At 72.4% G+C, this 26,107-nt stretch carries 28 protein-coding genes and 1 riboswitch; of the genes, 17 read left to right on the plus strand and 11 right to left on the minus strand.

Annotated elements, in window-relative coordinates; all coding sequences use genetic code 11:
- The first annotated feature begins 3 nt into the window (after window positions 1-3).
- The 4 genes from ACFXOA_RS18490 (at window position 4) to ACFXOA_RS18505 (ending at window position 3,582) form a co-directional block, all read left to right on the plus strand.
- Window positions 4-1,179: an ArsA-related P-loop ATPase gene (locus ACFXOA_RS18490; protein WP_385029074.1), complete on the plus strand. Its 1,176-nt coding sequence runs from the start codon at window positions 4-6 to the stop codon at window positions 1,177-1,179.
- A gap of 80 nt (window positions 1,180-1,259) precedes the next feature.
- Window positions 1,260-1,730, plus strand: a complete 471-nt coding sequence (locus tag ACFXOA_RS18495; RefSeq protein ID WP_385029077.1) for a DUF5304 domain-containing protein — start codon at window positions 1,260-1,262, stop codon at window positions 1,728-1,730.
- A 75-nt stretch (window positions 1,731-1,805) separates the two neighbouring features.
- Entirely contained in the window at window positions 1,806-2,747 is a 942-nt protein-coding gene (locus ACFXOA_RS18500; RefSeq protein ID WP_385029080.1) for an ROK family glucokinase, read from the plus strand.
- A 73-nt stretch (window positions 2,748-2,820) separates the two neighbouring features.
- Window positions 2,821-3,582 (plus strand): endonuclease/exonuclease/phosphatase family protein, encoded by a 762-nt coding sequence (locus ACFXOA_RS18505; RefSeq protein ID WP_385029083.1) that lies wholly within the window; start codon window positions 2,821-2,823, stop codon window positions 3,580-3,582.
- Window positions 3,583-3,611: 29 nt separating this feature from the next.
- Here the strand turns inward: ACFXOA_RS18505 and ACFXOA_RS18510 are convergent, their stop codons facing one another.
- The gene (locus ACFXOA_RS18510; protein ID WP_385029085.1) at window positions 3,612-4,271 is read right to left on the minus strand and encodes a hypothetical protein; all 660 of its coding nucleotides are present in this window, start codon (window positions 4,269-4,271) and stop codon (window positions 3,612-3,614) included.
- A complete protein-coding gene (locus ACFXOA_RS18515; RefSeq protein ID WP_385029088.1) occupies window positions 4,264-5,043 on the minus strand; it encodes an alpha/beta hydrolase in 780 nt (259 codons plus the stop codon). Before ACFXOA_RS18515 ends, ACFXOA_RS18510 begins: the two co-directional genes overlap by 8 nt.
- Window positions 5,044-5,271: 228 nt before the next feature.
- Between ACFXOA_RS18515 and ACFXOA_RS18520 the strand changes: the two genes are divergently transcribed.
- From ACFXOA_RS18520 to ACFXOA_RS18535, 4 genes are all read left to right on the plus strand, one after another.
- Window positions 5,272-6,006 (plus strand): lysophospholipid acyltransferase family protein, encoded by a 735-nt coding sequence (locus ACFXOA_RS18520; protein ID WP_385029153.1) that lies wholly within the window; start codon window positions 5,272-5,274, stop codon window positions 6,004-6,006.
- Window positions 6,007-6,068: 62 nt separating this feature from the next.
- The gene (macS, locus tag ACFXOA_RS18525) at window positions 6,069-7,286 is read left to right on the plus strand and encodes a MacS family sensor histidine kinase (protein WP_385029091.1); all 1,218 of its coding nucleotides are present in this window, start codon (window positions 6,069-6,071) and stop codon (window positions 7,284-7,286) included.
- On the plus strand, window positions 7,283-7,975 hold the full coding sequence (locus ACFXOA_RS18530) for a response regulator (protein WP_385029094.1): 693 nt from the start codon (window positions 7,283-7,285) through the stop codon (window positions 7,973-7,975). Before macS ends, ACFXOA_RS18530 begins: the two co-directional genes overlap by 4 nt.
- 165 nt (window positions 7,976-8,140) lie before the next feature.
- Entirely contained in the window at window positions 8,141-9,145 is a 1,005-nt protein-coding gene (locus tag ACFXOA_RS18535; protein WP_385029097.1) for a 2-hydroxyacid dehydrogenase, read from the plus strand.
- Window positions 9,146-9,194: 49 nt separating this feature from the next.
- On the opposite strand, the gene ACFXOA_RS18540 is transcribed toward ACFXOA_RS18535, so the two are convergent.
- Together ACFXOA_RS18540 and ACFXOA_RS18545 are read right to left on the minus strand one after the other, a co-directional pair.
- Window positions 9,195-11,183 (minus strand): anthranilate synthase family protein, encoded by a 1,989-nt coding sequence (locus tag ACFXOA_RS18540; RefSeq protein WP_385029100.1) that lies wholly within the window; start codon window positions 11,181-11,183, stop codon window positions 9,195-9,197.
- 94 nt (window positions 11,184-11,277) lie between these two features.
- Window positions 11,278-11,334 carry a trp operon leader peptide gene (locus tag ACFXOA_RS18545; protein WP_078513512.1) on the minus strand — a complete coding sequence of 19 codons (57 nt, stop codon included), beginning with the start codon at window positions 11,332-11,334 and terminating at the stop codon, window positions 11,278-11,280.
- Between the two features lie 104 nt (window positions 11,335-11,438).
- Here ACFXOA_RS18545 and ACFXOA_RS18550 point away from each other — a divergent pair, with 104 nt between their 5' ends.
- On the plus strand, window positions 11,439-12,785 hold the full coding sequence (locus tag ACFXOA_RS18550) for a class II 3-deoxy-7-phosphoheptulonate synthase (RefSeq protein WP_385029103.1): 1,347 nt from the start codon (window positions 11,439-11,441) through the stop codon (window positions 12,783-12,785).
- A gap of 162 nt (window positions 12,786-12,947) precedes the next feature.
- Window positions 12,948-13,214: a bacterioferritin-associated ferredoxin gene (locus tag ACFXOA_RS18555; RefSeq protein WP_385029106.1), complete on the plus strand. Its 267-nt coding sequence runs from the start codon at window positions 12,948-12,950 to the stop codon at window positions 13,212-13,214.
- Between the two features lie 27 nt (window positions 13,215-13,241).
- On the opposite strand, the gene bfr is transcribed toward ACFXOA_RS18555, so the two are convergent.
- A complete protein-coding gene (gene bfr, locus ACFXOA_RS18560) occupies window positions 13,242-13,721 on the minus strand; it encodes a bacterioferritin (protein WP_376378651.1) in 480 nt (159 codons plus the stop codon).
- A gap of 156 nt (window positions 13,722-13,877) precedes the next feature.
- Here bfr and ACFXOA_RS18565 point away from each other — a divergent pair, with 156 nt between their 5' ends.
- Window positions 13,878-14,510, plus strand: coding sequence for a sulfite oxidase-like oxidoreductase (locus tag ACFXOA_RS18565; RefSeq protein WP_385029110.1), 633 nt, complete (start codon window positions 13,878-13,880; stop codon window positions 14,508-14,510).
- 74 nt (window positions 14,511-14,584) lie between these two features.
- Here ACFXOA_RS18565 and ACFXOA_RS18570 read toward each other — a convergent pair whose 3' ends face one another.
- From ACFXOA_RS18570 to thiO, 5 genes are all read right to left on the minus strand, one after another.
- Window positions 14,585-15,442 carry a deoxyribonuclease IV gene (locus ACFXOA_RS18570; protein WP_385029113.1) on the minus strand — a complete coding sequence of 286 codons (858 nt, stop codon included), beginning with the start codon at window positions 15,440-15,442 and terminating at the stop codon, window positions 14,585-14,587.
- Window positions 15,443-15,463: 21 nt separating this feature from the next.
- Complete coding sequence (gene pknB / locus ACFXOA_RS18575) at window positions 15,464-17,383, minus strand: Stk1 family PASTA domain-containing Ser/Thr kinase (protein ID WP_385029116.1); 1,920 nt, start codon at window positions 17,381-17,383, stop codon at window positions 15,464-15,466.
- Between the two features lie 124 nt (window positions 17,384-17,507).
- Entirely contained in the window at window positions 17,508-18,302 is a 795-nt protein-coding gene (locus ACFXOA_RS18580; protein ID WP_385029119.1) for a thiazole synthase, read from the minus strand.
- Window positions 18,303-18,304: 2 nt separating this feature from the next.
- The gene (gene thiS / locus ACFXOA_RS18585; RefSeq protein ID WP_385029122.1) at window positions 18,305-18,535 is read right to left on the minus strand and encodes a sulfur carrier protein ThiS; all 231 of its coding nucleotides are present in this window, start codon (window positions 18,533-18,535) and stop codon (window positions 18,305-18,307) included.
- Window positions 18,532-19,752 carry a glycine oxidase ThiO gene (gene thiO / locus ACFXOA_RS18590; RefSeq protein WP_385029125.1) on the minus strand — a complete coding sequence of 407 codons (1,221 nt, stop codon included), beginning with the start codon at window positions 19,750-19,752 and terminating at the stop codon, window positions 18,532-18,534. Before thiO ends, thiS begins: the two co-directional genes overlap by 4 nt.
- Window positions 19,750-19,862, minus strand: a riboswitch (TPP riboswitch). Its footprint overlaps the gene before it by 3 nt.
- A 51-nt stretch (window positions 19,863-19,913) precedes the next feature.
- Between thiO and ACFXOA_RS18595 the strand changes: the two genes are divergently transcribed.
- From ACFXOA_RS18595 to ACFXOA_RS18620, 6 genes are all read left to right on the plus strand, one after another.
- Window positions 19,914-20,255 (plus strand): hypothetical protein, encoded by a 342-nt coding sequence (locus ACFXOA_RS18595; protein WP_385029128.1) that lies wholly within the window; start codon window positions 19,914-19,916, stop codon window positions 20,253-20,255.
- A gap of 205 nt (window positions 20,256-20,460) precedes the next feature.
- On the plus strand, window positions 20,461-21,696 hold the full coding sequence (locus ACFXOA_RS18600; protein WP_385029131.1) for an NAD(P)/FAD-dependent oxidoreductase: 1,236 nt from the start codon (window positions 20,461-20,463) through the stop codon (window positions 21,694-21,696).
- Window positions 21,697-21,759: 63 nt separating this feature from the next.
- Window positions 21,760-22,125: an Rv2175c family DNA-binding protein gene (locus tag ACFXOA_RS18605; protein ID WP_031081112.1), complete on the plus strand. Its 366-nt coding sequence runs from the start codon at window positions 21,760-21,762 to the stop codon at window positions 22,123-22,125.
- A 141-nt stretch (window positions 22,126-22,266) separates the two neighbouring features.
- Window positions 22,267-22,938 (plus strand): thiamine phosphate synthase, encoded by a 672-nt coding sequence (gene thiE, locus ACFXOA_RS18610; RefSeq protein ID WP_385029134.1) that lies wholly within the window; start codon window positions 22,267-22,269, stop codon window positions 22,936-22,938.
- 128 nt (window positions 22,939-23,066) lie between these two features.
- Window positions 23,067-23,984 (plus strand): methylenetetrahydrofolate reductase [NAD(P)H], encoded by a 918-nt coding sequence (gene metF, locus ACFXOA_RS18615; protein ID WP_385029137.1) that lies wholly within the window; start codon window positions 23,067-23,069, stop codon window positions 23,982-23,984.
- A gap of 50 nt (window positions 23,985-24,034) precedes the next feature.
- Entirely contained in the window at window positions 24,035-24,973 is a 939-nt protein-coding gene (locus ACFXOA_RS18620; RefSeq protein WP_385029140.1) for a hypothetical protein, read from the plus strand.
- Between the two features lie 34 nt (window positions 24,974-25,007).
- Here ACFXOA_RS18620 and ACFXOA_RS18625 read toward each other — a convergent pair.
- Window positions 25,008-26,107, minus strand: a 1,100-nt coding sequence (locus ACFXOA_RS18625; RefSeq protein ID WP_385029143.1) for a phytoene desaturase family protein, incomplete at its 5' end; no start/stop codon positions are given.

Raw genomic sequence — 26,107 nt, forward strand, 5'->3', positions numbered from 1 at the left:
CAGGTGCGTACGGTCCTCGTCACCGGCCCCGGAGGGGCGGGCCGTACCACCGTCGCCGCGGCCACCGCGCTCGCCTCCGCCCGCGGCGGCCGCCGCACCCTGCTGGTCTCGTCCGACGCCGTCCCTGCCCTCCCCGCGGACGGCGGGGCGGCCGACGAACGGCTCTCCGTCGTCCGGGTCGACTCCGCCGCCCACTTCAGGGAGGAGTTCCTCGAACTCCAGACGCGGGCGTCGGGAGTCCTCGACCTGCTCGGCGCCAACCGTCTCGACGGCGAGGAGCTCACCGAACTGCCGGGCAGCGCCCAGCTCGCCCTGACGCACACCCTGCGCCGGGTGGCCGGGGGCGACCTGTCGGAACACGGCTACGAGGTCGTCGTCGTCGACCTGCCTCCGCTCCAGGACGCCCTCGCCCTGCTCGCGCTGCCCGCGCAGCTGCGGCGCTACCTGCGCCGGCTGCTTCCCCAGGAGCGCCAGGCCGCCCGCGCCCTGCGCCCGGTCCTCGCCCAGCTCGCCGGCGTCCCCATGCCCGCGCAGTGGCTCTACGAGGCCGCGGCCCGCAAGGACGCGGAACTCGCGGCCGTCCAGGCGCTGATCGAGGACGCCGCGACCACCGTGCGGCTCGTGGCGGAACCGGGAGGGGCGGCGGGTGAGGCGCTGAGCTCGGTCCGCACCGGACTCGCCCTGCACGGGCTGCGCGTCGACTCCGTCGTCGCCACCCGGGTCCTGCCCCGCCACTCGGCCGACCCGTGGTTCGCCGACCTCGCCGCGGCCCAGGAGAAGTGCCTGGACCGCTGGCGGCAGGACTGGGCGCCGGAGACACCCGTGCGCGAGACGGCGCACCTGGGCCGCGAGCCGCGCACGCCGGACGACCTCGCCCTGATCGCCCCGGGCTGCGAGCCCGACGGCCGTGAGCCGGGACACGCCGGGGATCCCTGGTGGACGGAGGACTCCGGTGACGGAGTCATCTCCTGGTGCCTGCCCCTGCCGGGCGCGGCCAAGGAGGACCTGCGGCTCGTCCGGCGCGGAGACGAACTGCTCCTGACCGCGGGCCCGTTCCGGCGCGTGGTGCGCCTGGAGTCCGCGCTGCGCCGCTGCACCGTCTCGGGGGCGGCGCTCACCGACGGCGTGCTGCGTGTCCGGTTCACGCCGGACCCCGCGCTCTGGCCCCGCACGCAGTGAACGGCCCGCCGCCGTTCGGGTAACGTCGGTGGTACGTGGCCCGTCCGGCCGCGCACGCAACCGTGTCGCAGGAGTCCGCCATGAGTGAATCCACCGATCGTCCCGTCGACGACGACGCGTGGGCGGAGGCCTGCGCCGAGGACCTCGAAGCGGAGAAGGCGCGCCGCCGGGCGCAGTACGGGCAGCAGCAGGGTTCCGCCGCCGAGGAGCTGCGCAAGCTCATCGACGCGGTGGCCGACAAGGTCTCCTCGCTGCAGACGCCCCTGCTCGGCATGGCCGCCCAGGGCACCGTCCAGCAGGTGATCCGCCAGGCGAGGACCGCGGTCGAACCCGTCATCGAGCGCAACCCGGAACTCTTCGACCATCTCGCCGCCGCCGGCAACGAGCTCCTGGCCGCCTACCGCTCGGCCGTCGAGGGCCAGGAGGGCCGCTGGACCAAGGGCACCGAGGGCGCCGGAGGGGCCCCGGGGACGGGAAAGAAGGCGGCTCAGGACCCCTCGGTCCCGCGTGACGAGGGCACCGCCGGCAGCGAACACATCGACCTGGACTGACCCAGGGCAGGAAATACCCGTCCCCGGCTCGGGTACGGTTGGCCATAGCGGGGCTCGACCGAAACTGAGGGATTCATGGGACTCACCATCGGCGTCGATATCGGCGGCACGAAGATCGCGGCTGGAGTGGTCGACGAAGAGGGCCGGATCCTCTCGACGTTCAAGGTATCGACTCCGCCTACCGCCGAAGGCATCGTGGACGCGATCAGCGCCGCGGTGTCCGGGGCGAGCGAGGGACACGACGTCGAGGCCGTAGGCATCGGCGCCGCCGGATACGTCGACGACAAGCGCGCCACCGTGCTCTTCGCGCCCAACATCAACTGGCGGCACGAGCCGCTCAAGGACAAGGTCGAGCAGCGGGTCGGCCTGCCCGTCGTCGTCGAGAACGACGCCAACGCGGCGGCCTGGGGCGAATACCGCTTCGGCGCCGGCCAGGGCCACGACGACGTCATCTGCATCACGCTCGGCACGGGCCTGGGCGGCGGCATCATCATCGGCAACAAGCTGCGCCGCGGACGCTTCGGTGTGGCGGCGGAATTCGGCCACATCCGGGTCGTCCCCGACGGCCTGCTCTGCGGCTGCGGCAGCCAGGGCTGCTGGGAGCAGTACGCCTCCGGGCGGGCGCTCGTGCGGTACGCGAGGCAGCGTGCCAACGCCACCCCGGAGAACGCAACGATCCTGCTGGGCCTCGGCGACGGCACGGTCGAGGGCATCGAGGGCAAGCACATCAGCGAGGCCGCCCGCCAGGGCTGCCCCGTGGCCGTCGACTCCTTCCGCGAGCTGGCCCGATGGGCAGGGGCCGGCCTCGCCGACCTCGCCTCCCTCTTCGACCCCTCGGCGTTCATCGTCGGCGGCGGGGTCTCCGACGAGGGCGAACTGGTCCTCGACCCGATCCGCAAGTCGTTCCGGCGCTGGCTGATCGGAGGCGAGTGGCGTCCGCACGCACAGGTGCTCGCCGCCCAGCTCGGCGGCAAGGCAGGTCTGGTCGGCGCGGCCGACCTGGCACGCCAGGGCTGATCCCGGCCACAGCACCTCCGACGCCCGTCGCGCCCCCGTGGGTGCGGCGGGCGTCCGTCGTATCGTGCCGTGCATGGTCACCACGCCGATGCCCCTGCCCGACTCCCGTACCGAGCCGGACGGTTCAGCCGTCATCCGGGTGCTCAGCTACAACGTCCGCTCGCTGCGGGACGACACCGAGGCTCTCGCCCGTGTCATCCGCGCCTGCTCACCCGACCTGGTGTGCGTCCAGGAGGCCCCGCGCTTCTTCCGCTGGCGCAAGGCCGCGGCGCGGCTCGCGGCCATGACCGACCTGGTGATGCTCAGCGGGGGCGCCACGGCCGCCGGGCCGATGCTGCTCTGCTCCCTGCGCGCCACGGTGGAAAGCACTCACGACGTGCTGCTGCCGCTCACCCCGGGACAGCACCGGCGCGGCCTGGCCACCGCGGTCGTACGCTTCGCCGGGGCCAGGCTCGGTGTGGTGAGCTGCCACCTGAGCCTCCGCAGCGATGAGCGCCACACCCAGGCGGGTCTGCTGCTGGAACAGCTGGACGCCATGGACGTCCCCCACGCCGTGGTGGCCGGTGACCTCAACGACGTACCGGAGGGGCGGGCGTTCGGGAGACTGGCCGGACGTCTCCAGGACTGCCGGACCGTGCGGCCGTGGGGCGGCGAGCACACCTTCCCGCCCGGCGCGCCGGACAGGCGTATCGACGCGGTGTTCGCGACCGGTGGCGTGGAGGTCCTCGGCTGCGGAGTGCCGGTGGACCTGCCCGGGGTCACCGAGGCCGATCTGAGGGCGGCCACGGACCACCTGCCCGTACTGGCCGCTCTCCGGGTGCCCGCGGCCCGCTGACGCGCGGACACCCCGCACGGGGGGCGCGGTCAGACGACCGCGCCGCGCCCCGGGTTGTCGTCCTCCTCGTCGTCGTCCGGCATACGCGCCACCAAGGTGACGAAGCCGCCCAGGAAACCGCCGATGCAGAGCGTGGTCAGCCACCACGTCATCTCCCACTGCATCAGCACCGCGAGCAGCATCAGCACCGGCCCGCCGACGACCGCGAGCCAGCCGAACTTCGCCGTCACATCGGCCTCCGGCAGGGGAGGCGGCTCCGGCGGGACGAAATGACCCTCCTCGCCGTCGTCCGGATCGTCGCCGTCCGACGGCTCCACGAGGTCGTAGTCGCGCGGGCCGGCCACTCCGGGGGCGAAGACGACGGAACCGCCGAGCGGCTTCTTCTCCCCCCCGCCGGCCTTCCCGCTCATGCCCTTGTCGGCGTCGTCGCCCGGGACGGAGTCCGGCGCCGGGTCCAGGACGTTGAGCTGGTCCTCCTCCAGCAGGGCCAGGTCCTCCACCGGCTTGAAGGGCTTGGCGCCCGGCGGGTCCGGCGGTTCCTCGCCGTATCCCGCGACGATCGCCTCCCAGGCCGCCGCCTCGTCGAGCGGCTCGGCCCGCTCCGCGCCCTCGGGTACGGACGTGTTGTCCGTGGGGCGCGGTTCGCGCTCCTCGTCGCTGCCCGCGCGCTCCGCGTCGTGCTCAGCCACCGGTCGTGCTCCCCTTCTTGCCGGCGTCGGATGCGATGCGGTCGATGAACCGGTAACTCTCCTCGAAGATCCGCTCCGCGTCATGGTCCAACGTCGCCACGTGGTAGCTCTGTTCCAGGAGGATCTCCTCCACGTCCCTGGACGAGACGCGGCTGAGGATCCGCGCGGAGTCGGCCGGGGGCACGACGTGGTCCCGCGGGCTGTGCAGCAGCATCACCGGCTGGGTGACCTGCGGCAGATCGGCGTCGACCAGACGGAAGAAGTTCCGCAGGGAGTGCGCCGCGTGCAGCGGCACCCGGTCGTACCCCACCTCCTCGGCACCCTCGAGCGCGATGTCGCCGACCAGCCCCTTCGTCGTACGCACCAGGTGCCGGGCGACGGGAAGGGCGTACGCCGACAGGCCGTGCACCTTGTTGGCCGGGTTCACCAGCACCAGACCGGCGACCTCGTCACCGTGCTTGGCGGCGAGACGCAGCGCCAGGGCGCCGCCCATCGAGAGGCCGAGGACGAAGACCCGCTCGCAACGGGACAGCAGCGCCCGCAGCTCCCGGTCCACCTCCGCGTACCAGTCCTGCCAGCCGGTGACCGCCATGTCCTGCCAGCGCGTGCCGTGTCCGGGCAGCAGCGGGAGGGAGACGGTCAGTCCGCGCTCCGCCAGGGAGTCGGCCCAGGGCCGCAGGGACTGAGGGGAACCCGTGAATCCGTGACAGAGGAGGACGCCGACCTCTCCGCCCTCGTGGCGGAACGGCTCGGCTCCAGGGAGGACCGGCACCGGGGTCTCCTGTTCATGAAGCGGGGCAGGGTACGGGGGTGTACGAAAGGATTACCTCACCGTACGCGACCGGGCCGACACCGACCAGGGCCGTCACCGCCCGAGCGGCCGTGACTCCGCCGCCGTGCGGCGGCGCATCCGCTTCCGGGCGACGGGGGAGGCCGCGGCGCCACAGGCTATGGTCTGTCGGACGGCACACAGGAGGCACCAGAGTTGATCTACGGCGCAATGAAGTTCTCCATCGGCGGCTCCCTGAAACTCGCCTTCCGGCCGTGGGTGGAGGGCCTGGAGAACATCCCCGCACACGGGCCTGCGATCCTCGCGAGCAACCACCTCTCGTTCTCCGACTCCTTCTTCCTCCCGGCGGTCCTCGACCGCAAGGTGACCTTCATCGCCAAGTCGGAGTACTTCACCGCACCCGGGGTGAAGGGGAAGCTCACCGCCGCCTTCTTCAAGGGCGTGGGCCAGCTCCCCGTCGACCGCTCCGGCGGCCGCGGGGCCGGTGAGGCGGCGATCAGGGCCGGGATCCAGGTGATCGAGAGCGGCGGGCTCTTCGGCATCTACCCCGAAGGCACCCGTTCGCCCGACGGACGGCTCTACCGGGGCAAGCCGGGAGGTCTCGCCAGGGTGGCCCTGGCCACCGGCGCCCCCGTCATCCCCGTCGCCATGATCGACACGGAGAAGATCCAGCCCCCCGGCCAGGTGATGCCCAAGCTGATGCGGCCGGGCATCAGGATCGGCGAGCCGCTCGACTTCAGCCGGTACCAGGGCATGGACGGTGACCGCTTCATCCTGCGCTCGGTGACCGATGAGGTCATGTACGAGATCATGAAGCTCTCCGGCCAGGAGTACGTGGACATCTACGCCACCGCGGCCAAGCGCCAGATCGCCGAGGAGGCGAAGAGCAGGCGGCAGGCCGCCGAGGAGGCGAAGAACAAGGGGACCGGGCGCTCCGGCGCGTAGACGTGCGGCAGGGTGCCCGCAGCGGGCACCATGGCGGGGGACACGGGGAGGACACGGGGGACATGGCCGGGCGTGAACGGGTCGTGCGGATGTCGGTCGAGCAGCCGCTCTGGCGGGCGCTGACCGCGTACCGCGTGCTGACCTTCGTCTACGCGGCGCTGCTCGCCGGCTTCGGGCGCGAGAAGTACGAGCGGCCCTGGGTGGCCGTGGCGTTCCTCGCGTTCCTCGCCCTGTGGACACTGATCACGCTCCCCAGGGTCGCCAACGCGGCGAGCTGCACCAAGCGCTTCCTCGGCCTCGACCTCACGGTCGCCCTGACCGGCATCCTGCTGACCCCGCTGGCCGACCTCGACGCACAGCACTCGGACGGACCGACGCTTCCGTCGATCTGGACCGCGGGTTCCGTCCTCGCCTTCGCGCTCAAGGGCGGCTGGCGCTGGGCGGCGTTCGCGTCCACCCTCGTGGCGGCGGCGAACATCGTCGAGCGGGGCGAACCCAGCGAGGACACCTTCCACAACGTCCTCCTGGTCTGGGTGGCCTCGATCGCCATCGGGTACGTCGTCGAGGTGGCCCGGGCGAGCGAGCGCACCCTGGCCCGCGCCCTGGAGATCGAGGCGGCGACCCGGGAGCGGGAGCGCCTCGCGCGCGACATCCACGACAGCGTCCTCCAGGTCCTGGCCATGGTCCAGCGACGCGGGACAGCCCTCGGCGGCGAGGCCGCCGAGCTGGGGCGGATGGCCGGGGAACAGGAGGTCGCCCTGCGGACCCTGGTCTCCAGCGGCCTGGTGCCCACGAGCCGGCTCTCCGAGGACAGCGCGGAGGGCGCGGTCGTCCGGGTGACGGACACCGACGTGACCCCGGACGCCGAATCCGACCTGCGCACCCTGCTCGCCGCCCACGCCGGGGCCAGGACCACGTTCGCCGAGCCCGGCGCCCCGGTGATGCTCGCGGCGCACGCGGCGCGCGAACTGGCCGCGGCGGTGAGCGCCGCACTCGACAACGTCCGCGTCCACGCGGGGCCGGAGGCCCGCGCGTGGATCCTGGTCGAGGACGAGCCGGACGAGGTGATCGTGACCGTCCGGGACGACGGCCCGGGTATCCCGGAGGGCCGTCTCGACCAGGCGGAGGGTGAGGGCCGGCTCGGTGTCGCCCTCTCGATCCGCGGCCGGCTGCGCGATCTGGGCGGCACGGCAGAGCTGATCTCGGTGTCAGGTCAGGGCACCGAGGTCGAGTTGAAGGTTCCGAAGGTTCCACGGGGGAAGGCAGGATCGGCCCGATGAGCACACCGCACACGCAGAAGTCCGAGGACCAGGCCATCAGGGTCATGGTGGTGGACGACCATCCGATGTGGCGCGACGCGGTCGCCCGTGACCTGGCGGAGTCGGGGTTCGACGTCGTGGCGACCGCCGGCGACGGCCCGGGTGCCGTCCGCCGGGCCACGGCGGCGGTGCCCGACGTCCTCGTGCTCGACCTGAACCTCCCCGGGATGCCCGGCGTCCAGGTGTGCAAGGAACTGGTCGGATCCCTTCCCGGGCTGCGCGTCCTGGTGCTCTCCGCCAGCGGTGAGCACGCCGACGTGCTGGAGGCGGTGAAGTCTGGTGCCACCGGCTATCTGCTCAAGTCGGCCAGCACCCGGGAGCTGACGGACGCCGTCCGCGCCACGGCGGCCGGAGACCCGGTCTTCACCCCCGGACTGGCCGGGCTGGTTCTCGGTGAGTACCGCAGGCTCGCCTCCGACCCGGCCCCGGTGACCCCGGACCGGCCGAAGGCCCCGCAGCTGACCGACCGGGAGACGGAGGTCCTGCGGCTCGTCGCCAAGGGACTCTCGTACAAGCAGATCGCCGAGCGGCTGGTCATCTCGCACCGCACCGTGCAGAACCACGTGCAGAACACCCTGGGCAAGCTTCAGCTGCACAACAGGGTGGAGCTCGTGCGGTACGCCATCGAGACCGGCCTCGACGAGGGGTGACGGCCGGCCCCGCGCCGTGACGCCGGTCCGCGAGGCGCGGTGAGCCGCCTCGCGGACCGGTCGCCGTACGAGGGCGGGCACACCCCGTGGCCGAGCGGCGGCCGGCCTGCGCGGGCCGTATATTCGCGAGGACCGGCCCCGCCCCCCCCTGACCCGGGAGACCTCGTGGAAATCCTGGCCTTCGGTGTGCAGTCCGACGAGAAGCCGTTGATCGAGAAGGCGTTCGAAGGCGTGCACGACGTCCGCTGCCTCGACGTGTTCCTCACCGAGGACACCGCCCCGATCGCGGCCGGCCACGAGATCGTCTCCACCAGTGTCAACGCCGACCTCGGCAGCAAGGTCCTTCAGACGCTCGCCGCCGGCGGCACACAGATGATCGCGCAGCGTTCCACCGGCTTCAACAACATCGATCTCGCCGTGGCCGAGCGGCTCGCCCTCCAGGTCGCCCGCGTCTCGTACTACTCCCCCTACTCGGTGGCCGAGTTCGCCTGGACGCTCGCCATGGCCGTCAACCGCCGCATCGTCCGCGCGGTGAGCCGGACCAGGGACTTCGACTTCCGGCTCGCCGGCCTCCTCGGGCGTGACATGCACGGCCGCACGGCCGGGGTGGTCGGCACCGGGAAGATCGGCGAGGCCTTCACCCGGATCGCCCACGGCTTCGGTATGAACCTGCTCGGCTGGGACGTCGCCGAGAACCCCGCCTGCACCGCACTCGGCATGACGTACGTCGACAAGGAGCAGCTCTTCGCCGAGGCCGACCTGATCAGCCTCCACGTCCCCCTGCTCCCCGCCACCCAGCACCTCATCGGGGCCGAGGCGCTGTCCGTGATGAAGGACGACGCCATCCTGGTCAACTCCAGCCGCGGCGGCCTCATCGACACCCGCGCCCTCGTCACCGAGCTGAGGGCCGGCCGGTTCACCGGCGTCGGACTCGACGTCTACGAGGCGGAGGCGGGCCTCTTCTACGTCGACAAGTCCGTCGAGGGCATCGACGACGACACCCTCGCCCGGCTCGTGACCTTCCCCAACGTGATCGTCACCTCGCACCAGGCGTACTACACACGGGACGCGGTGGGGCAGATCATCGACGCCACCGTGCGGAACGTCACCGACCACCTGGCCGGCCGCCGCAGCGAGAACTTCCTCGTCCCGGCGCCACCCGCCTCCTGACACCGGCCGGCGGCGGCCCGGAGATCCGCCCCGTCCGCGACGCGGTCCCTCAGCCGGCCACCGGCAGTGCCGCCAGCAGCCCGGTGACGATCGCCGCGCCCCGCAGCGTCAGCACCGACTCCGGATGGAACTGCACCGAGGCGAAGCCGCTGCCCCGCAGCGCGTGCAGCTCACCGGAATCCCGGTCCCGGCTCGCCTCGATGCCGTGGGCACCCAGCTCGGTGGCCGCCGCGTCGTCGCACAGGGCCGTGAAACTGTTGTAGAAGCCGACGGTCTCCGGCCTGCCGAACAGCTCGATCCGCGTCTGCGCGCCCTGGTACGGGACAGCCTTCCGGGCGATCTCCAGGCCGAGTTCCGCCGCGATCAGTTCGTGGCCCAGGCAGACCCCGAGGAGCCCGTGCCGGTGCTCCCGCACCAGTTCGGCCGTGAGCTCCCGCAGCAGCCGCATCTTCGGATCCGAGAGGTCCCCCGGGTCGCCGGGCCCCGGCCCGAGTACGACGGGGCCCTCGTGCGCCAGTACGGCCTCCCGCAGACCGGGGGAGTCGTACCGGCGCACGGACACCGAGAGGCCCGATGAGCGCAGCAGATGCGCCAGCATCGCCGTGAAGGTGTCCTCGGCGTCCACCACCAGCGCGTGGCCCGACAGCTCCCGCGTGCGTTCCCGCATCCGCAGCCAGAAGGGCGCGAGCCCGCCGCGCCGGTCGTCGAGGGCCGCCTGGACCCGGGGATCGGAGGCGAGCCGGGGCCTGTGGGCCTCCGACCCCGGCCGGCCGGGCAGGACGCCCAGCGCGGTCAGCACGCCGGCCGCCTTGGCATGGGTCTCGGCGACCTCGCCGGCCGGATCCGAATGGCGCACGAGCGTCGCCCCCACCGGCACACGCAGCCGGCCCGACGCGGAGATGTCGGCGGTCCGGATCAGGATCGGCGAGTCCAGGGTCTGGGCGCCGCCGGGCTCCTGGCCCACCAGGGCCAGCGCGCCGGCGTAGTACCCGCGGCCCCCGGGTTCGTAGCGCTCGATCACCCGGCAGGCGTTCTGCACCGGGGAACCGGTGACGGTCGCCGCGAACATGGTCTCCCGCAGGACCTCGCGGACGTCGAGCGACGAGCGACCGCGCAGCTCGTACTCGGTGTGCGCGAGGTGGGCCATCTCCTTCAGGCGGGGACCCACCACCACACCGCCCATGTCGCCCACGGTGCACATCATCTTGAGCTCCTCGTCGACCACCATGGAGAGCTCCTCGGTCTCCTTGCGGTCGCCGAGGAAACCGAGCAGCCCCTCCGCGGACGGCCCCCCGGCCGGGTAGCGGTACGTCCCGCTGATCGGGTTCATCACGACCGTCCCGCCCGACATCCGCACATGGACCTCCGGGCTCGCCCCCACGAGGGTCCGCCCACCCGTCACCCGCCGCCGCCCCGAAGAGGAGAGCCCTCCGGGCTCACCGCCACCCGTCGCCCGTCGCCGCCCCGAAGAGGAGAGCCCTCCGGGCTCACCGCCACCCGTGTGGACGACGAACGTCCAGTACGCCCCGCGCTCGCCCTCCAGCAGCCGCCGGAACAGCGCCAGCGCGTCCGCCCTGCCGAAACCGGGGATCTCACCGGTGAAGGTCCGGCGGATCACGAAGTTCGCGCCCTCGCCGCGGCCGATCTCGTCCTCGACGACCCGCCGGACGATGTCCTCGTACGCGGAGTCCGGGACGTCGAACCCCCCGTCCTCCACCCGCACCGCGTGGCCGGGCAGCTCTGCGATCACCTCGGCCAGCGGCAGCTCGCGCACCTCCCTGGCCACCAGCACGGAGAGCGGGGTCCCGTCGTCCCGCACGTCGAACCCGCGCTCGGCGATCTGCCGGAACGGCACGAGGGCCAGCGACGGCAGGTCGCCCACGGGGATGTCGGCGAGCCGTTCCACCTCACGCATCTCACCGGTCAGGAGCTCGACGGTGTCCTGGTCCCGGCCCGGGGTGCGCCTGCGCAGCAGCGCGAAGGGCGGGGCGTCGTCACGGAGCAGGGCGGAGAGCGGACCGGCTGAGCGGTCTTGCATGGGCGTTCCTTCCGGGGGAGGAACGGCTTCCGGTGCGAAACGCAGAGAAGGCCGCCCCTCGGGCGGCCTTCGCGGAGTCTGTACGCGCGATGTGTCAGTGGGCCGCCGGATGAGCGGTCCACCACCAGTTCTGGGTCGTCTGCGCGAACATGGCTCGTACCCTAGCCGATGAAGTGGCCAAACGAGCGCGTGTCTCATTTCCTGAGCGCGCGGACGGGACGGCCCCGCCGACCCCGTAGTGTTGTCAAGGTGACCGTGAACGCCAATACCTCCGTCGCCGGTGGCCACACCTGGCGAGACCTTCCCGCGGCGCAGCAGCCCGAGTACCCCGATGCCGAGGCTCTGCGCGACGTACTCGCGGACCTCGAGTCGTATCCCCCGCTCGTCTTCGCGGGCGAGTGCGACCAACTGCGCGCCCGCCTGGGAGCCGTCGCCAAGGGCGAGGCGTTCCTGCTGCAGGGCGGTGACTGCGCCGAGGCCTTCGACGCCGTCTCCGCCGAGCACATCAGGGCCAAGCTGAAGACCCTGCTCCAGATGAGCGCCGTCCTGACGTACGCGGCCTCCGTGCCCGTCGTCAAGATCGGCCGCATCGCCGGGCAGTACTCGAAGCCGCGATCCAAGCCGACCGAGACCCGCGACGGCGTGACCCTGCCGACCTACCGCGGCGACTCGGTCAACGGATTCGAGTTCACCGAGGCGGCCCGCGTACCGGACCCCGAGCGGCTCAAGCGGATGTACCACGCGTCCGCGTCGACGCTGAACCTGGTCCGCGCCTTCACCACCGGCGGATACGCGGACCTGCGCCAGGTGCACGCCTGGAACCAGGACTTCGTGAAGTCCTCGCCGTCCGGTCAGCGCTACGAGGCCCTGGCCCGTGAGATCGACAACGCGCTCAACTTCATGGAAGCGTGCGGCACGGACCCGGCCGAGTTCAAGGCGGTCGAGTTCTACGCCTCGCACGAGGCACTGCTCCTCGACTACGAGTCCTCGCTGACGCGTACCGACTCGCGCACCGGGCAGCTCTACGACACCTCGGGCCACATGGTCTGGGTCGGTGAGCGCACCCGCCAGATGGACGGCGCGCACATCGAGTTCGCCTCCAGGATCCGCAACCCCATCGGGATCAAGCTCGGCCCGACGACCACCGTCGACGAGGCCCTCGGCTACATCGAACGCCTCGACCCCGAGCGCGAGCCCGGCCGGCTGACCTTCATCGTCCGCATGGGCGCCGACAAGGTCCGCGACAAGCTCCCCGAGCTCGTCGAGAAGGTCACCGCGTCCGGTGCGCAGGTCGTCTGGGTGACCGACCCGATGCACGGCAACACCTTCGAGGCCGCCTCCGGGCACAAGACGCGCCGCTTCGACGACGTCCTGGACGAGGTCAAGGGCTTCTTCGAGGTGCACAAGCAGCTCGGCACGCACCCCGGCGGCATCCACGTCGAGCTCACCGGTGACGACGTCACCGAGTGCGTCGGCGGTGGCCACGAGATCTTCGTGGACGACCTGCACCAGCGTTACGAGACGGCCTGCGACCCGCGCCTCAACCGCAGCCAGTCCCTCGACCTGGCGTTCCTCGTCGCCGAGATGTACCGCGACCAGTAGGACCACCCGGCATACGCACCTGTGGGGCACGGATCGATGTGATCCGTGCCCCACAGGCGTACCGGGGCTTTTGCGCACCCGAAGTCACGGGTAAGGTTAGGTTAGCCTCACCGAAAGATCGGGACGGCACAGCAGCGATCGACCCGCCGGGAGGTGAACCGCATGTACGTCTGCTCCTGCTTCGGCATCACGGAGGACCAGGTCAAGCAGCATGCGGACGGTGGAGCCTGCACGCCCCGCCAGATCGCTTCCGCCTGCAAGGCAGGCACCGACTGCGGTGGCTGTGTCCGCAGGATCCAGGCGCTGCTCGGCCGCGGCGACTGCCCGCGCCGCGAGCTCGTCGAGGGCCGCACGGCACCGGCGGGCGCCCCGGCCGGTGCGCCCGCCCTCGGTGCCGTACCCGACGTCAGGCTCTCCGACGCCGCCTGAGCGGTGCGCCGGGGTCCGCCCGGAGGATCAGCTCTCGGGCTGCTCGATCAGCTGGGCGATGTAGAGGGGCTCCCCGAGCTTCTCGATCAGCTCCAGCTGGGTGTCGAGATAGTCGATGTGGTGCTCCTCGTCCTCCAGGATCGACTCGAAGATGTTCGCGGACGTGATGTCGCCCTTGCCGCGCATCACCTCGATGCCCCGCCTGAGACGGTCGATCGCCTCCACCTCGACCTGCCGGTCCGCCTGGAACATCTCCGTGACCGTCTGGCCGACCCGCACATGGAAGAGCCGCTGGTAGTTCGGCAGCCCGTCGAGGAACAGGATCCGGTCGGTGAGGATCTCCGCGTGCTTCATCTCGTCGAACGATTCCGCCCGGGTGTACTTGGCCAGCTTCGTCCAGCCGAAGTTCTCCTGCATCTTCGCGTGCAGGAAGTACTGGTTGATGGCAGTCAATTCGGCGGTCAGCTGTTCGTTGAGGAACTCGAGGACCTCGGGGTCGCCCTGCATCGCAGAGGCTCCTTCCAACCGGTGAACTGGGCATGTGTGCGCGCATCCTCGCATCGGGCCATCCGACCGTCCAGTAAGTGCACGCTTAGTACGAGTTGACCGGATCGGCTCTTCCCCTGGTCATGACCACCCCTGCCTGTCTGTCACCATGGAGGCATGGGTCAGCCGGAGAGCCGGGAAAGCGGCACAGCAGAGCAGTCCGGGCTTCCGCCGGGGCAGAGGCTGCAGCGGGGCTGGCCGGTCACCCATTACGGGCCCGTGCCGAAGTTCAAGCCGGACCGCTGGGAGTTCAGGGTCTTCGGTGCCACGGCCGACGGTGACAAACACTGCTGGAATCATCGGGAATTCTCCGCACTGCCCTTCTCGTCGGTCCTCGCGGATCTCCATTGCGTGACGAAATTCAGCATGCTCGGAGCGGAATGGGGCGGGATCCTGGCCCGCGAGGTGGTGGAGCTGGCCCCGCCCGCACCCGAGGTCACCCATGTGATGGTCTGGGCGGAATACGGCTTCAGCTCGAACCTGCGGATCGACGACTTCATGTCGGACCGGACCCTCTTCGCCACCCACAAGGACGGTGAGCTGCTCACCGCGGAGCACGGCTTCCCGCTGCGCCTCGTCGTCCCCCACCTGTACGCCTGGAAGGGGCCCAAGTGGGTGCGGGGCATCGAGTACATGACGGCGGACCGCCGCGGCTTCTGGGAGGAACGCGGCTACCACAACATCGGTGACCCGTGGAGCGAGCAGCGCTACTCCTACCAGGAGGAGCCCGGGGACGGCCCCGAGCTCTGAGGCCGGGTGCCGCCACCCGGTGCCCGCGCGCCCGGACGCGCCGGCACGGGCTGTGCGGGATCGCCGTCAGGCCTTCAGCGGGAGTCCCGGAGCTCCTTGAGGCGGGCCACGTCCGCCGCGTGCCCCCCCTTGCCCCCGGGCGTCTCGATGATCAGGGGCACCCCCTCCGTCGCGGGGTGCGAGAACAGCTCACGGAAGGGTTCGGCGCCTATGCGGCCGGCCCCGATGTTCTCGTGCCGGTCCTTGTGGGCCCCCGCCACGTCCTTGGAGTCGTTCGCGTGGATCAGCTTCAGCCGCCCCTCGCCCACCGTCCCCACCAGCAGGTCCAGGGTCTGCCGCATGCCGTCCGGCCCGGTCAGGTCGTGTCCCGCGGCGAAGATGTGGCAGGTGTCCAGGCAGACACCGAGCCGGGGGTGGGAGTCCAGGGCCTCGAAGTACGGCCCGAAGTCCCATGTCCGCGAACAGAGCGACGAACCCTGGCCCGCCGTCGACTCCAGCAGCAGGAACGGGTCGTCCTCGCGGGTCAGCTCGTCCAGCAGAGGGAGCATGTGGGTGCGCACCTGCGCGAGGGCCGTCTCCCGGGGGCGCCCGCCGGTCGCGGAGCCGGTGTGCACCACCACACCGCGGGCGCCGATCTCCCTCGCCCGGCGCAGTGAGTGGCGCAGCGAAAGCACCGAGCGCTCGACCGTCTCCTCGGTGTGCGAGCCGAAGTTGATCAGATACGGGGCATGGACGTACGCCGGTACGGACTCCGCCTCGCACTCCGAGCGGAACAGCTCGTCCTGCGCCGGATTGCCCGCGGGCGTCGCCCAGCCGCGCGGGTTGGCGACGAAGACCTGCACGGTCTCCGCCGCCAGCTCCCGGGAGTAGCCGAGGCCGACCTTGGCCAGTCCGCCGGCGACGGGGACGTGACCGCCGATGGGGTTGCGCATGTGCCGCCCGTTCTCCAGGGTCTACAGACCCTTGGTCCTGATGGTGATCGTGGAGCCCTCGGCGGCCTTCTCGCCGCCCTCGACCGACTGACTGCCGACGGTGTCGCTGAAGGACAGGAACGGGCGGTCGACCTTGACCTCGAACCCCGCCCCCTCCAGTGTCCTCCGGGCCTCGTCGACGTCCCGGCCGGTGACGTCCGGGACCGCGACCATGCGCGGGCCCTTGGAGACCGTCAGCTCGACGGTGTCTCCCTCGACGGCCTCCGCGCCGCTCCCGGGACTCTGCCGCGCGATCTCGCCCGCCGCCTGAGGCGCGTCGACCCGGTCGGGCAGCACCTTCACGTCGAGGCCCGCCTCGTCCAGAGCCGCCCGGGCGTCCGCGACGGACAGGCCGGTGACGTCCGGGACGTGGACGGGGGCGCCCTTGCTGACCACGAGGGCGACCGCGGAGTCGGCGTGGCGCTCGGTCCCGGTGCGCGGATCCGTGCGGATCACCTTGCCCCGGTCGGTCTCCCCGCTGAACTCCCGGGTCACCATCCCCGGCGCGAGGCCGGCACCTGTCAGCTCCCGCCTGGCGTCGGCGAGGGCGAGCCCCTCGACATCCGGCACCTTCACCATCTCCGGGCCGCGCGAGATCACCAGCCGCACCGCGTCGTTGCCCCTGATCCGCTCGCCGGAGCCGGGGTCGCTGCTGATCACGGAGCCGCGCTTCACCGTGTCGCTCCAGGCCTTGTCGATCCCCTTGAGATCGAGGCCCTCCTCCGACAGGCGCCGCTCCGCCGCGCTCTGGGTCTGGCCCAGGAGCGAGGGGACCCGGGTGAACTGGCCGGAGTTGATGTACCAGACACCCGCTCCGAGCCCCAGGACCAGGAGCACCGCGGCGACGACGGCGGCCATCCCGCGCCTGCCCCGGCGCGAGAGGGACCCGCGCCACCCGCGCTCCGGCCCGACGGGCCCGGGCGGCGTCTCCAGACGGCTGGTGTGGTGCGCCGTACCCTGGCCGGCCGGGATCACCCGGGGGATCACGCTGGTGCGGTCCTCGGCGGCGTCGTGCGCCTCGGCGAGGGCCTGCGGGGGCACGGCGTCGAGCTGTTCCTCGGTGAGGCCCGCGCGTATGCCCCGGGAGAGCGCGAGGAGCTCCACCGCGTCCGCCGGACGCGCCTCGGGGCCGCGCGCCGTGGAGGCCGCCACCAGCTCGTCCAGCCCCGGGGCCAGGCCCGGCACCGCCGCCGACGGGGCTGGGACGTCCTGGTTGAGGTGCTGGTAGAGCACCTGGGCGGCGGTGTCCCCGGCGTGGGGCTTGCCACCCGTGAGCATCTCGTAGAGGACCACCCCGCAGGCGTACACGTCGGAGCGGGTGTCCGCGGTGCCCTGCTCGATCTGCTCCGGGGCGAGGTAGGAGACCGTGCCCAGCAGTGAACCGGTGGTGTCCGTGGCCGTCCCGACGGCGCGCACCAGACCGAAGTCGGCGACCTTCACCCGGCCGTCATCCCCTATGAGGACGTTCTCCGGCTTCATGTCGCGGTGCACGAAGCCCGCGCGGTGGGCGGCGCCCAGGGCCGCGAGCACCGGTTCGAGGATGTCGAGCGCGGCCCGGGGCTGCAGGGCGCCCCGCTCGCGCAGCACGTCGCGGAGGGTGCACCCGGCGACGTACTCCATCGCGAGATAGACGTACGCGCCCTGGGCGCCCTGGTCGAAGACACCCACCACATTGGGATGGGCGAGGCGGGCGACGGACTTGGCCTCGCGGATGAAGCGCTCGACGAACGCCGCGTCCGTGGCCAGCGCGGGGTGCATCACCTTGAGGGCGAGCACACGGTCGAGCCGGGTGTCCACGGCCCGGTAGACCGTGGCCATCCCACCGACGGCGATGCGCGCGTCGATGCGGTAGCGGCCGTCGAGCAGCTGCCCGACGAGGGGGTCCTGGAGGGTCGTGTCCACGGAGCGAGTCTACGAGCTGCCACGGACAGGCCGGCGGGCACCGGACGGCCCGGGGGCCGTCCGGTGCCGAGCCGTGACAGAGGTATGCACGTGCTGTGACCGGGAAGGACTGCTTCCGGCCGGATCAGAACGCCGGTCGTTCGGGATCCAGCACAGCGCGGCCCTCGGCGGGCGACGACGCCTCCGCGAAGTGGCGGCGCGGGATCCGCCCCGCCCGGTACGCGAGCCGTCCGGCGTCCACCGCGTGGCGCATGGCCGCCGCCATCAGTTCCGGCTCCTGGGCCCGGGTCACCGCTGAGGCGAGCATCACGGCGGAGCAGCCCAGCTCCATGGCCAGCGCCGCGTCCGACGCGGTCCCCGCGCCCGCGTCCAGGATCACCGGGACCTCGGCCCGCTCGGTGATCAGCTGGAAGTTGTGCGGGTTGCGGATGCCCAGCCCGGAACCGATGGGGGAGCCCAGCGGCATGATCGCGGCACACCCCACGCCCTGCAGCTTGCGCGCCAGGACCGGGTCGTCGCTGGTGTACGGCAGGACCGTGAAGCCGTCGTCGACCAGGATCTCCGCGGCGTCCAGCAGCTCGACCGGATCGGGCAGCAGCGTCCGCTCGTCCGCCACCACCTCCAGCTTGATCCAGTCCGTCCCCAGCGCCTCACGCGCCAGCCGGGCCGTCAGCACCGCTTCGCCGGCGGTGAAGCACCCCGCGGTGTTCGGGAGGACCCGGACGGAGAGGCGCTCCAGCACGGAGAGCACCGAGCCCCGCACGGTCGGGTCCAGGCGGCGCATCGCCACGGTGGTCAGCTCGGTACCCGAGGCGATCAGCGAGCGTTCCAGCACGTCGAGGCTGGGCGCCCCGCCGGTCCCCATGATCAGCCGGGACGAGAACGTCGTGGAACCCAGGGTGAAGAGATCGTCGGACACCGTCAGCCTCCCTGCACCGCGGTGAGGACCTCGACACGGTCGCCGTCGGCGAGCGCGGTCGAGGACCAGCGGCCGCGAGGCACGACGGCCTCGTTGACCGCTGCGGCGACCCCCGAGGGGGCCGACGTCAACGAGGAGACGAGGGTGTCCAGCGCGGTTCCGGCCGGGAGGGTACGCCGGTCCCCGTTGACGGAGACCTGTACGAGGGCGGCTGAGGACGCGGGCTCTGTCATGCGTGCTGCTCCTGCGGGGCGGGGGCGGTGACTGCGGGGGACGAGGACGGCGAGGGCTCCTGAGCGGCGGCGGCCGGGGCGAAGCGGGACGGTGCGAACGGGCGGCCCACCTCGGGCGGCTCGCCGGTGGTCAGCACCTCGGCCATCACATCGCCCGTGACCGGGGTGAGGAGCACCCCGTTGCGGTGGTGGCCGGTGGCCAGGTGCAGCCCCGGGAGGGCCGTGGGGCCCAGCAGAGGGGCGTTGTCCGGCGAGGAGGGCCGCAGGCCCGCACGGGTCTCGGTCAGCGGCAGCTCGGTGATCCCGGGCACCAGCTCGTGGGCGTCGCGCAGCAGCTCGTAGACACCGCCCGCGGTGACGGTGGTGTCCCAGCCCATCTCCTCGGTGGTGGCGCCGACCACCAGCTCGCCGTCGGCGCGCGGCACCAGATAGACCTGGCTCCCGCGCACGACGGCCCGTACCGTCCTGCTCAGGAAGGGCGCGTAGGCGGGCGGCACCCTCAGCCGGAGCACCTGGCCCTTCACCGGGCGCACCGGCGGCAGGAGCGCTTCGGGTACTCCGCCCAGACGTCCGCTGAGGCTCCCCCCGGCGAGCACCACCTGCCCGGCGGCCAGCTCCGTCCCGTCGCGCAGCACGGCCCCGGTCGCGCGGCCGCCCACGACGGAGAGCCGCTCCACCCAGGCGCGGCGGAAGACCACCCCCGCCCGCTCGCACGCCGTGACCAGCGCCGAGGCCAGCCGCCGGGGGTCCACCTGGTGGTCGCCGTCGACCCGCAGCCCGCCGCGCACACCGGGGGCGAGCATCGGCTCCAGACGGCGGCACTCCCGGCCGGAGAGCCACTCGGACTCCAGCCCCGAACGCAGCTGCAGCGCGTGCAGTTCGCGCAGGTGCGCCCGGTCGTCCGAGTCCAGTGCGACGGCCAGGGTCCCGCAGGCGCGGAACCCGGTGCCCTGGCCGCTCGCCTCCTCCAGCTCGGCCACGAACGCCGGATAGCGCTCCGCCGACGCCAGGTTGAGGCCGAGCAGCATCTGCTCGCCGTAATGGAGTTCGGTCACGGCGGCGAGCATCCCGGCCGCGACCATGGCGGCCCCGCCGCCCGGATCCGGATCGGCCACGGTCGTGCTCAGACCGCGCTGGGCGGACCGCCACGCGGTGACCAGACCGATGATGCCGCCCCCCACGACCAGGACGTCGGAGGTGTCCGCGGAGATGCGCATGGGCGTCCAGCCCCTCCCTTCGCCGGCATGACCCGGATCAGGTTCGTACGGTCGGAGGCCGGCCAGCCTCCCTCTCAGCCCGGTGCGCCCGGACTCCCGCGAGTGTCTTACGGTGGCCAGCCTAGACCCCGCCCGTTCCCGCCCGTAAGGGAGCCGTACCCATGGCCCGTTCACTCGACGGACTCGTCCTCGCACCGGTCGCCGACCAGGCCCCGGGGCAGGTCGGCACCCGTACCCGCTTCACGTACCACGAGGAGGACGGCCGGATCTGGGCCGAGTACGCGGGCGGCGACGTGGTCCGCGGCCACCTCGTCGGGACGAGGGAGGCGGACCGTCTCGACTTCCGTTACGTTCAGCTGAAGCGGGACGGCACCACGTCGAGCGGGCACTGCGTCTCCGCCGTCACCGATCTCCCCGACGGACGGGTCCGCCTGGACGAGACATGGGAGTGGGAGTCGCAGGACGGGAGCGGGACCAGCGTTGTCGAGGAACTCACCGACTGACGGAACGCCACATGACTAGGGCGTGTTTCGAAAGTCCCACCTGCTCGGCGACGCCTGGCACGCACGCTCGCTGCGTTGTCGGGATCACCCCGATACATCCGGTATCGGGGCGACCCTCCGCCTTGCGATCGCACGCACCAGACGCCGCCGAGCCCGCCCTCCGGGCGGACGGCGCTACTTTCGAAACACGCCCTAGGGTGGACAGGTGAGCCAGCAGACAGAGGGAACGGCGGTGGACGGGCCGCGCGGAGTGGTGATCGTGGGCGCCGGCATGGCCGGTGTGCAGACGGCCGTCGCCTTGCGCGAAAAGGGATTCGCGGGCCCGGTCACCCTGATCGGCGCCGAGCCGCACCAGCCCTACGACAGACCGCCCCTCTCCAAGGCGGTCCTGCTCGGCAAGGCCGAGGACTCCGCCTTCGACGTCGACTTCGAGGCCCTGGACGTCACCCTGCGCCTCGGACTCGACGTGACGGGCCTGCGGGCCGACGCGCACGAACTGGACACCCTCCAGGGCCCCGTCGGCTACGACGCGCTCGTCCTCGCCACCGGGGCCGAGCCCATCGCGCTCCCCGGTTCCGAGGGCGTGCCAGGGGTCCATCTGCTGCGCACCGTCGACGACGCGGCCCGGCTGCGCCCCGTGCTGGAACGGCAGCACGACATCGTCGTCGTGGGAGCGGGCTGGATCGGCGCCGAGTTCACCACGGCCGCCAGGGCCGCCGGCTGCGCGGTGACGGTGGTCGAGGCCGCCGACCGTCCCCTCGCCGGCACGATGCCCGCCGAGGTGGCCGCCCCGATGGCCGCCTGGTACGCCGAGAGCGGGGCCGTACTCCTCACCGGGGCCCGGGTCGCACGGGTCGAACAGGGTGCCGTCCACCTCGCCGACGGCCGGGCCGTGCCGGCCGGAGCGGTGGTCGTGGGCATCGGTGCCCGGCCCGCCACCGGATGGCTCGCGGGTTCGGGCATCGCGCTCGGCGCCGACGGCTCGGTCACCGCCGACAAGTCCCTGCGCGCCTCGCTCCCCGACGTCTACGCGGTGGGCGACTGCGCCTCGTTCCCCTCGGCCCGCTACGGCGAGCGGCTGCTGGTCCACCACTGGGACAACGCCCTGCAGGGGCCCGGGACGGTCGCCGCCGCGCTGGCGGACGGCGCGGCCAGGACGTACGACCCGGTGCCGTACTTCTGGTCCGAGCAGTTCGGGCGGTTCGTGCAGTACGCCGGTCACCACGCCGCCGCCGACACACTGCTGTGGCGGGGCGAACCCACCGACCCCACCTGGACGGTGTGCTGGCTGCGGCAGGGGGCCCTGGTGGCCGTGCTGGCCGTCAGCCGGCCGCGCGACCTGGCACAGGGGCGCAGGCTGATCGAGGCCGGAGCGCGGATCGACCCGGTGAGGGCCGCCGACTCCGCCGTACCGCTGAAATCGACGGTGCTCCCGGGGTAGGCGACGGCCCCGTACGCCCGGCCCGGCTACCGGCTGTCGGTCCGGGATGGCACGCTTGTCCCTGTGACCGAGATTGACGCAAAGATCGATGCTCTCGTCCCCGCCTGGCTCCACCTTCCCGACATCGCGGAAATGCTCGATGTCGAGGTGACGCGCGTACGGCAGCTGGTCAAGGAGGGCCAGCTGATCGCCGTACGACGTGGTGAGAACCGGACGCTCCAGGTGCCTGCCGCCTTCATCGACGGCGACAAGGTGGTCAAGGGCCTCGCGGGGACCCTGACGCTCCTGAGGGACGACGGCTACAACGACGAAGAGATGCTGGACTGGCTCTTCACCCCCGACCCCACCCTGCCCGGGACCCCCGCGCAGGCACTGAGCGAGAACCGCGGCACGGAGGTGAAGCGCCGGGCCCAGGCGCTCGCCGTCTGACCGGACGACCGTGAGCGGGGTGTGCGCCGTGTGCAGACGCGGTGCGCACCCCGTCGTCGTCCCCGCCCCCTCCGTCGTCCGGAGCGGCCCGGTACCGTCGCCGGAGCAGTGATCCATCGACGTACCGACGGGGGAATCCTCATGTCCACGCCTCGCTCCCAGCTCTCCGGCGCCCGGCTCTACCTCTGCACGGACGCCCGCAAGCGGCAGGGAGACCTTCCCGAGTTCCTCGACGCCGTGCTGTCCTCCGGCGTCGACATAGTCCAGCTGCGGGACAAGGGGATGGAGGCGGCCGAGGAACTCGAACACCTCGCCGTGTTCGCCGACGCCTGCAAGCGCCACGGAGCGCTCCTCGCCGTCAACGACCGGGCCGACGTCGCCCACGCCATCGGCTCCGACGTGCTGCATCTCGGCCAGGGCGATCTCCCCGTGCCCGCCGCGCGCGCCCTCGTCGGCGCCGACGTGGTGATCGGCCGCTCCACCCACGCCGAGGCGGAGGTCGACGCCGCCGCCACCCAGGAGGGCGTGGACTACTTCTGCACCGGACCCTGCTGGCCCACCCCGACCAAGCCCGGCCGGCACGCGCCGGGGCTCGGCCTCGTCCGCCACGCCGCCTCGCTCGGCACGTCCCGGCCGTGGTTCGCCATCGGAGGGATCGACGGGAGCAACCTCGACCAGGTGCTCGACGCCGGTGCGCGCCGGATCGTCGTCGTACGGGCGATCACCGAGGCCGCGGACCCGGCGGCGGCGACGGCCTCGCTGGCCCGGCGCGTACGCGAGAGCGACCTCCCGGACGCCCCCGGCACGCGGTGAGCGGTGCGCCTCACGCGGGCGGCGCACCCCGTTCGGCGAGTGTCCGAGGGGTGGACAAAAACAACCTCATTCCGGTCAATCCGCCCTCTCTGGTTGGGGTACCGCCGGGCCCTGGTTAACCTCCCAGTATGGCCCTTGGCACACCTTCCACCAGGACAGATCACGCGCGCACCGTGCGTGAGCTGCTCGCGACCGGCGAGACGTCGTTCTCGTTCGAGTTCTGGGCGCCCAAGACCGAGAAGGGCGAACGGAATCTCTGGAACGCCCTGCGCCGGGTCGAGGCGGTGCGACCGAGCTTCGTCTCCGTGACGTACGGAGCGGGTGGCTCCACCCGTGCCGGAACGGTCCGGGCGACCCAGCAGATCGCGGCGGACTCCACGCTCACGCCCGTCGCGCACCTCACCGCCGTCGACCACTCCGTCGCCGAACTGCGCAACATGGTCGGGCAGTACGCGGACGCGGGCATCCGCAACATCCTCGCGGTACGGGGCGACCCGCCCGGCGACCCGATGGGCGAGTGGGTCGAGCACCCCCAGGGCGTGCGCTACGCCGCGGACCTCGTGCGGCTGATCAAGGAGGCGGGCGACTTCTGCGTCGGCGTCGCGGCGTTCCCCGAGATGCACCCCCGGTCCACCGACTGGGACTCGGACATCGCGCACTTCGTCGACAAGTGCCGCGCCGGCGCCGACTACGCGATCACCCAGATGTTCTTCCAGCCGGAGAGCTATCTGCAGATGCGTGACCGCGTGGTCGCCGCGGGGTGCGACACCCCCGTCATCCCCGAGGTGATGCCGCTCACCAGCGTGAAACAGCTCGAACGGTTCGCGCAGCTCAGCAACGCGTCCCTGCCGACCGCGCTGAAAGAGCGGATCCTCGCCGCCAAGGACGACCCGGCCGCTGTACGCTCCATTGGCATCGAGTTCGCCACGGAGTTCTGCGCGAAACTGCTCTCCGAGGGTGTCCCGGGGCTGCACTTCATCACGCTCAACAACTCGACGGCGACACTGGAGATCTACGAGAATCTCGGACTGCACAAGCAGTCGTGACCGGCCGTACCCGCCTCCGACCGGGGCGGTGGCCGTAGGAGGGGGCGGGCGTGGGCTGGACGGTCCTCTACATCGCATTCGGCATAGTGGCGCTCTGGCTGCTGGGCGAGGTGCTGCTGCAGTACAAGGCGCGGCTGCGGTGGAGGCTGCTCGCCTTCGCCGGCTTCCTCGGTGTGGTGCTCGGTGTGCTGATCGCCTCGGTCCCGGTGATCGTCCTCGGCGCGATCGCCTTCGCCACGGGGCAGACCTATGTGACCCTCTCCTTCCGGCGCGGCTTCTCCACGGGCTGGGCCATCGGCGGCAGCCCCGGTGAGAGCCGCCGCCGGCGCGGGGCGCAGACACCGGACGAGGTGCGGCCGACCCTCGAGGTCTCCGGCCTGGAGTACGCGGACGCCCCCCAGGCCGGCCCCACGCCCGCGGCGGTCTACGAACCCGAGCCGATGCCGGACGACACCGGGCAGTACGGCGTCTACAGCGACCCCGCCCCGGCCGGACGCGGCACGTGGCCCGGTGCCCAGGGGGAACCGCAGCAGCAGTACGCCGCCTACGACCCGTACGGCGGGCAGCACCCCCAGGACCCCTACGCCGCCCAGGACCCCTACACAGGGCAGGACCCCTACGCAGGGCAGGGCGTCTACCAGGGGCAGGACGCTTACCAGGACCAGGGCGGGAACTCCGGGCAGTACGGCTACCCGCCGGTGGAGCAGCCGCACCACGCGCCCTACGCCGATCCCTACGCCGCCACCACCGCGGGCACCGGGCAGTACGCCGGGTACGACGCCTACGGCTACGACCGGTCCCAGGGTGCGGGGCAGCAGGCCGCCGATCCGTACGCCGCCGGATACACCGACACCCCACCCGGCGGGGTGTGGGTCCCGCAGCAGCGGGAGAACGACCAGTACCCCCCGCTGCCCCCGGAGGCACCGGTGAGGCCCGCCCCGTACGGCAACGGGTACGACACCGGCCAGAACGAGCAGTACCGCTACTGAGTGAGGCGGGGCCGACCATCGCGGTCGGCCCGGCTCACTGCGAGCCGCGGAAGCCGTCGCCCTCCACGACGAGACCGGCGACCAGCGCCCCCGACATCCCCGCGTGCGCCAGCCCGCCCCCGGGGTGCGACCAGCCGCCCGCCAGATACAGGCCCGCCAGGGGGCTGCGGTTGCCCGGGTGCAGCCAGGCGCCCCCCGGCCCGGCCAGGGCCGGAGCGGGGACCGAGCCACCCGCGGCGCCGGTGGACGCCTCGGTGTCCGCGGGGGTGCGGATCTCCGCGTGGAGGATCCGCTCGCGCAGACCGGGCACCGCCTCGGCGGCCCTGCCGATCACCGTTTCGGCGAACCGTTCGCGCAGGGTGGCGTCCGTCCAGTCGACCCGGCCGTGAGGGGCGACCGTCGCCGTCAGCGTCACCGCCTCGTGGTCCTCGTCGGGCCGGGTGGCCGGGTCGTCCGGGCGCAGCACCGTCACCGTGGGCAGCGTGGCGACCCGGCCACCGAACACCGCTTCCTGCTCCGCTCCCGGCTCACCGGGGTGAACCACGGTCCGGTGCACGGCGCCTGCCTCTCGGGCTCCGCGCAGCGACAGCAGGACGAGGAAACGGCCCGGCACGGCATGCCGGCCCGAATCGGCGGGCGGCTCCTCGCGGACCGGGAGGAGGCCGGGCGCCGGCTGGGCGCCGACGACCACGTGATCGGCCTCGACGCTCCGGCCGTCGGCCAGCTCCACCCCGCGGGCCCGGCCGTCCTTCTCGATGATCCGGACGGCCTCGGCACCGAAGACGAACTCGACCCGACGGGCGACGCACCGCTCGTACACCGCGTCGGCCAGCGCGCGCATGCCGCCTGCGACGTACCAGCTCCCGAAGGTCTCCTCCATGTACGGCAGGAGCGCCGCGGCCGCCGGGGCGCGCCGGGGATCGAGGCCGTACGACAGGGCGTAGCCGTCGAGCAGCGCCGCCAGCCTGGAGTCGGCCAGTTCCCAGGCACCCACCTCCGCCACGGTCGCGGGCGGCCGCGCGGCGGGGAGGACTCGGGCGGGGCGGCGGGGGGCGCGGGGGGGGGGGGGCGGGTGGGGCGCGGTGCGCCTCGCGGGGGGCGGGTGCCCCCGGGCCCTCCCGGTCTGCCGGTCTG

Origin of the sequence: Streptomyces sp. NPDC059166, assembly GCF_042755185.1 — a bacterium.
In the GTDB taxonomy this organism is placed as follows: Bacteria; Actinomycetota; Actinomycetes; order Streptomycetales; family Streptomycetaceae; genus Streptomyces.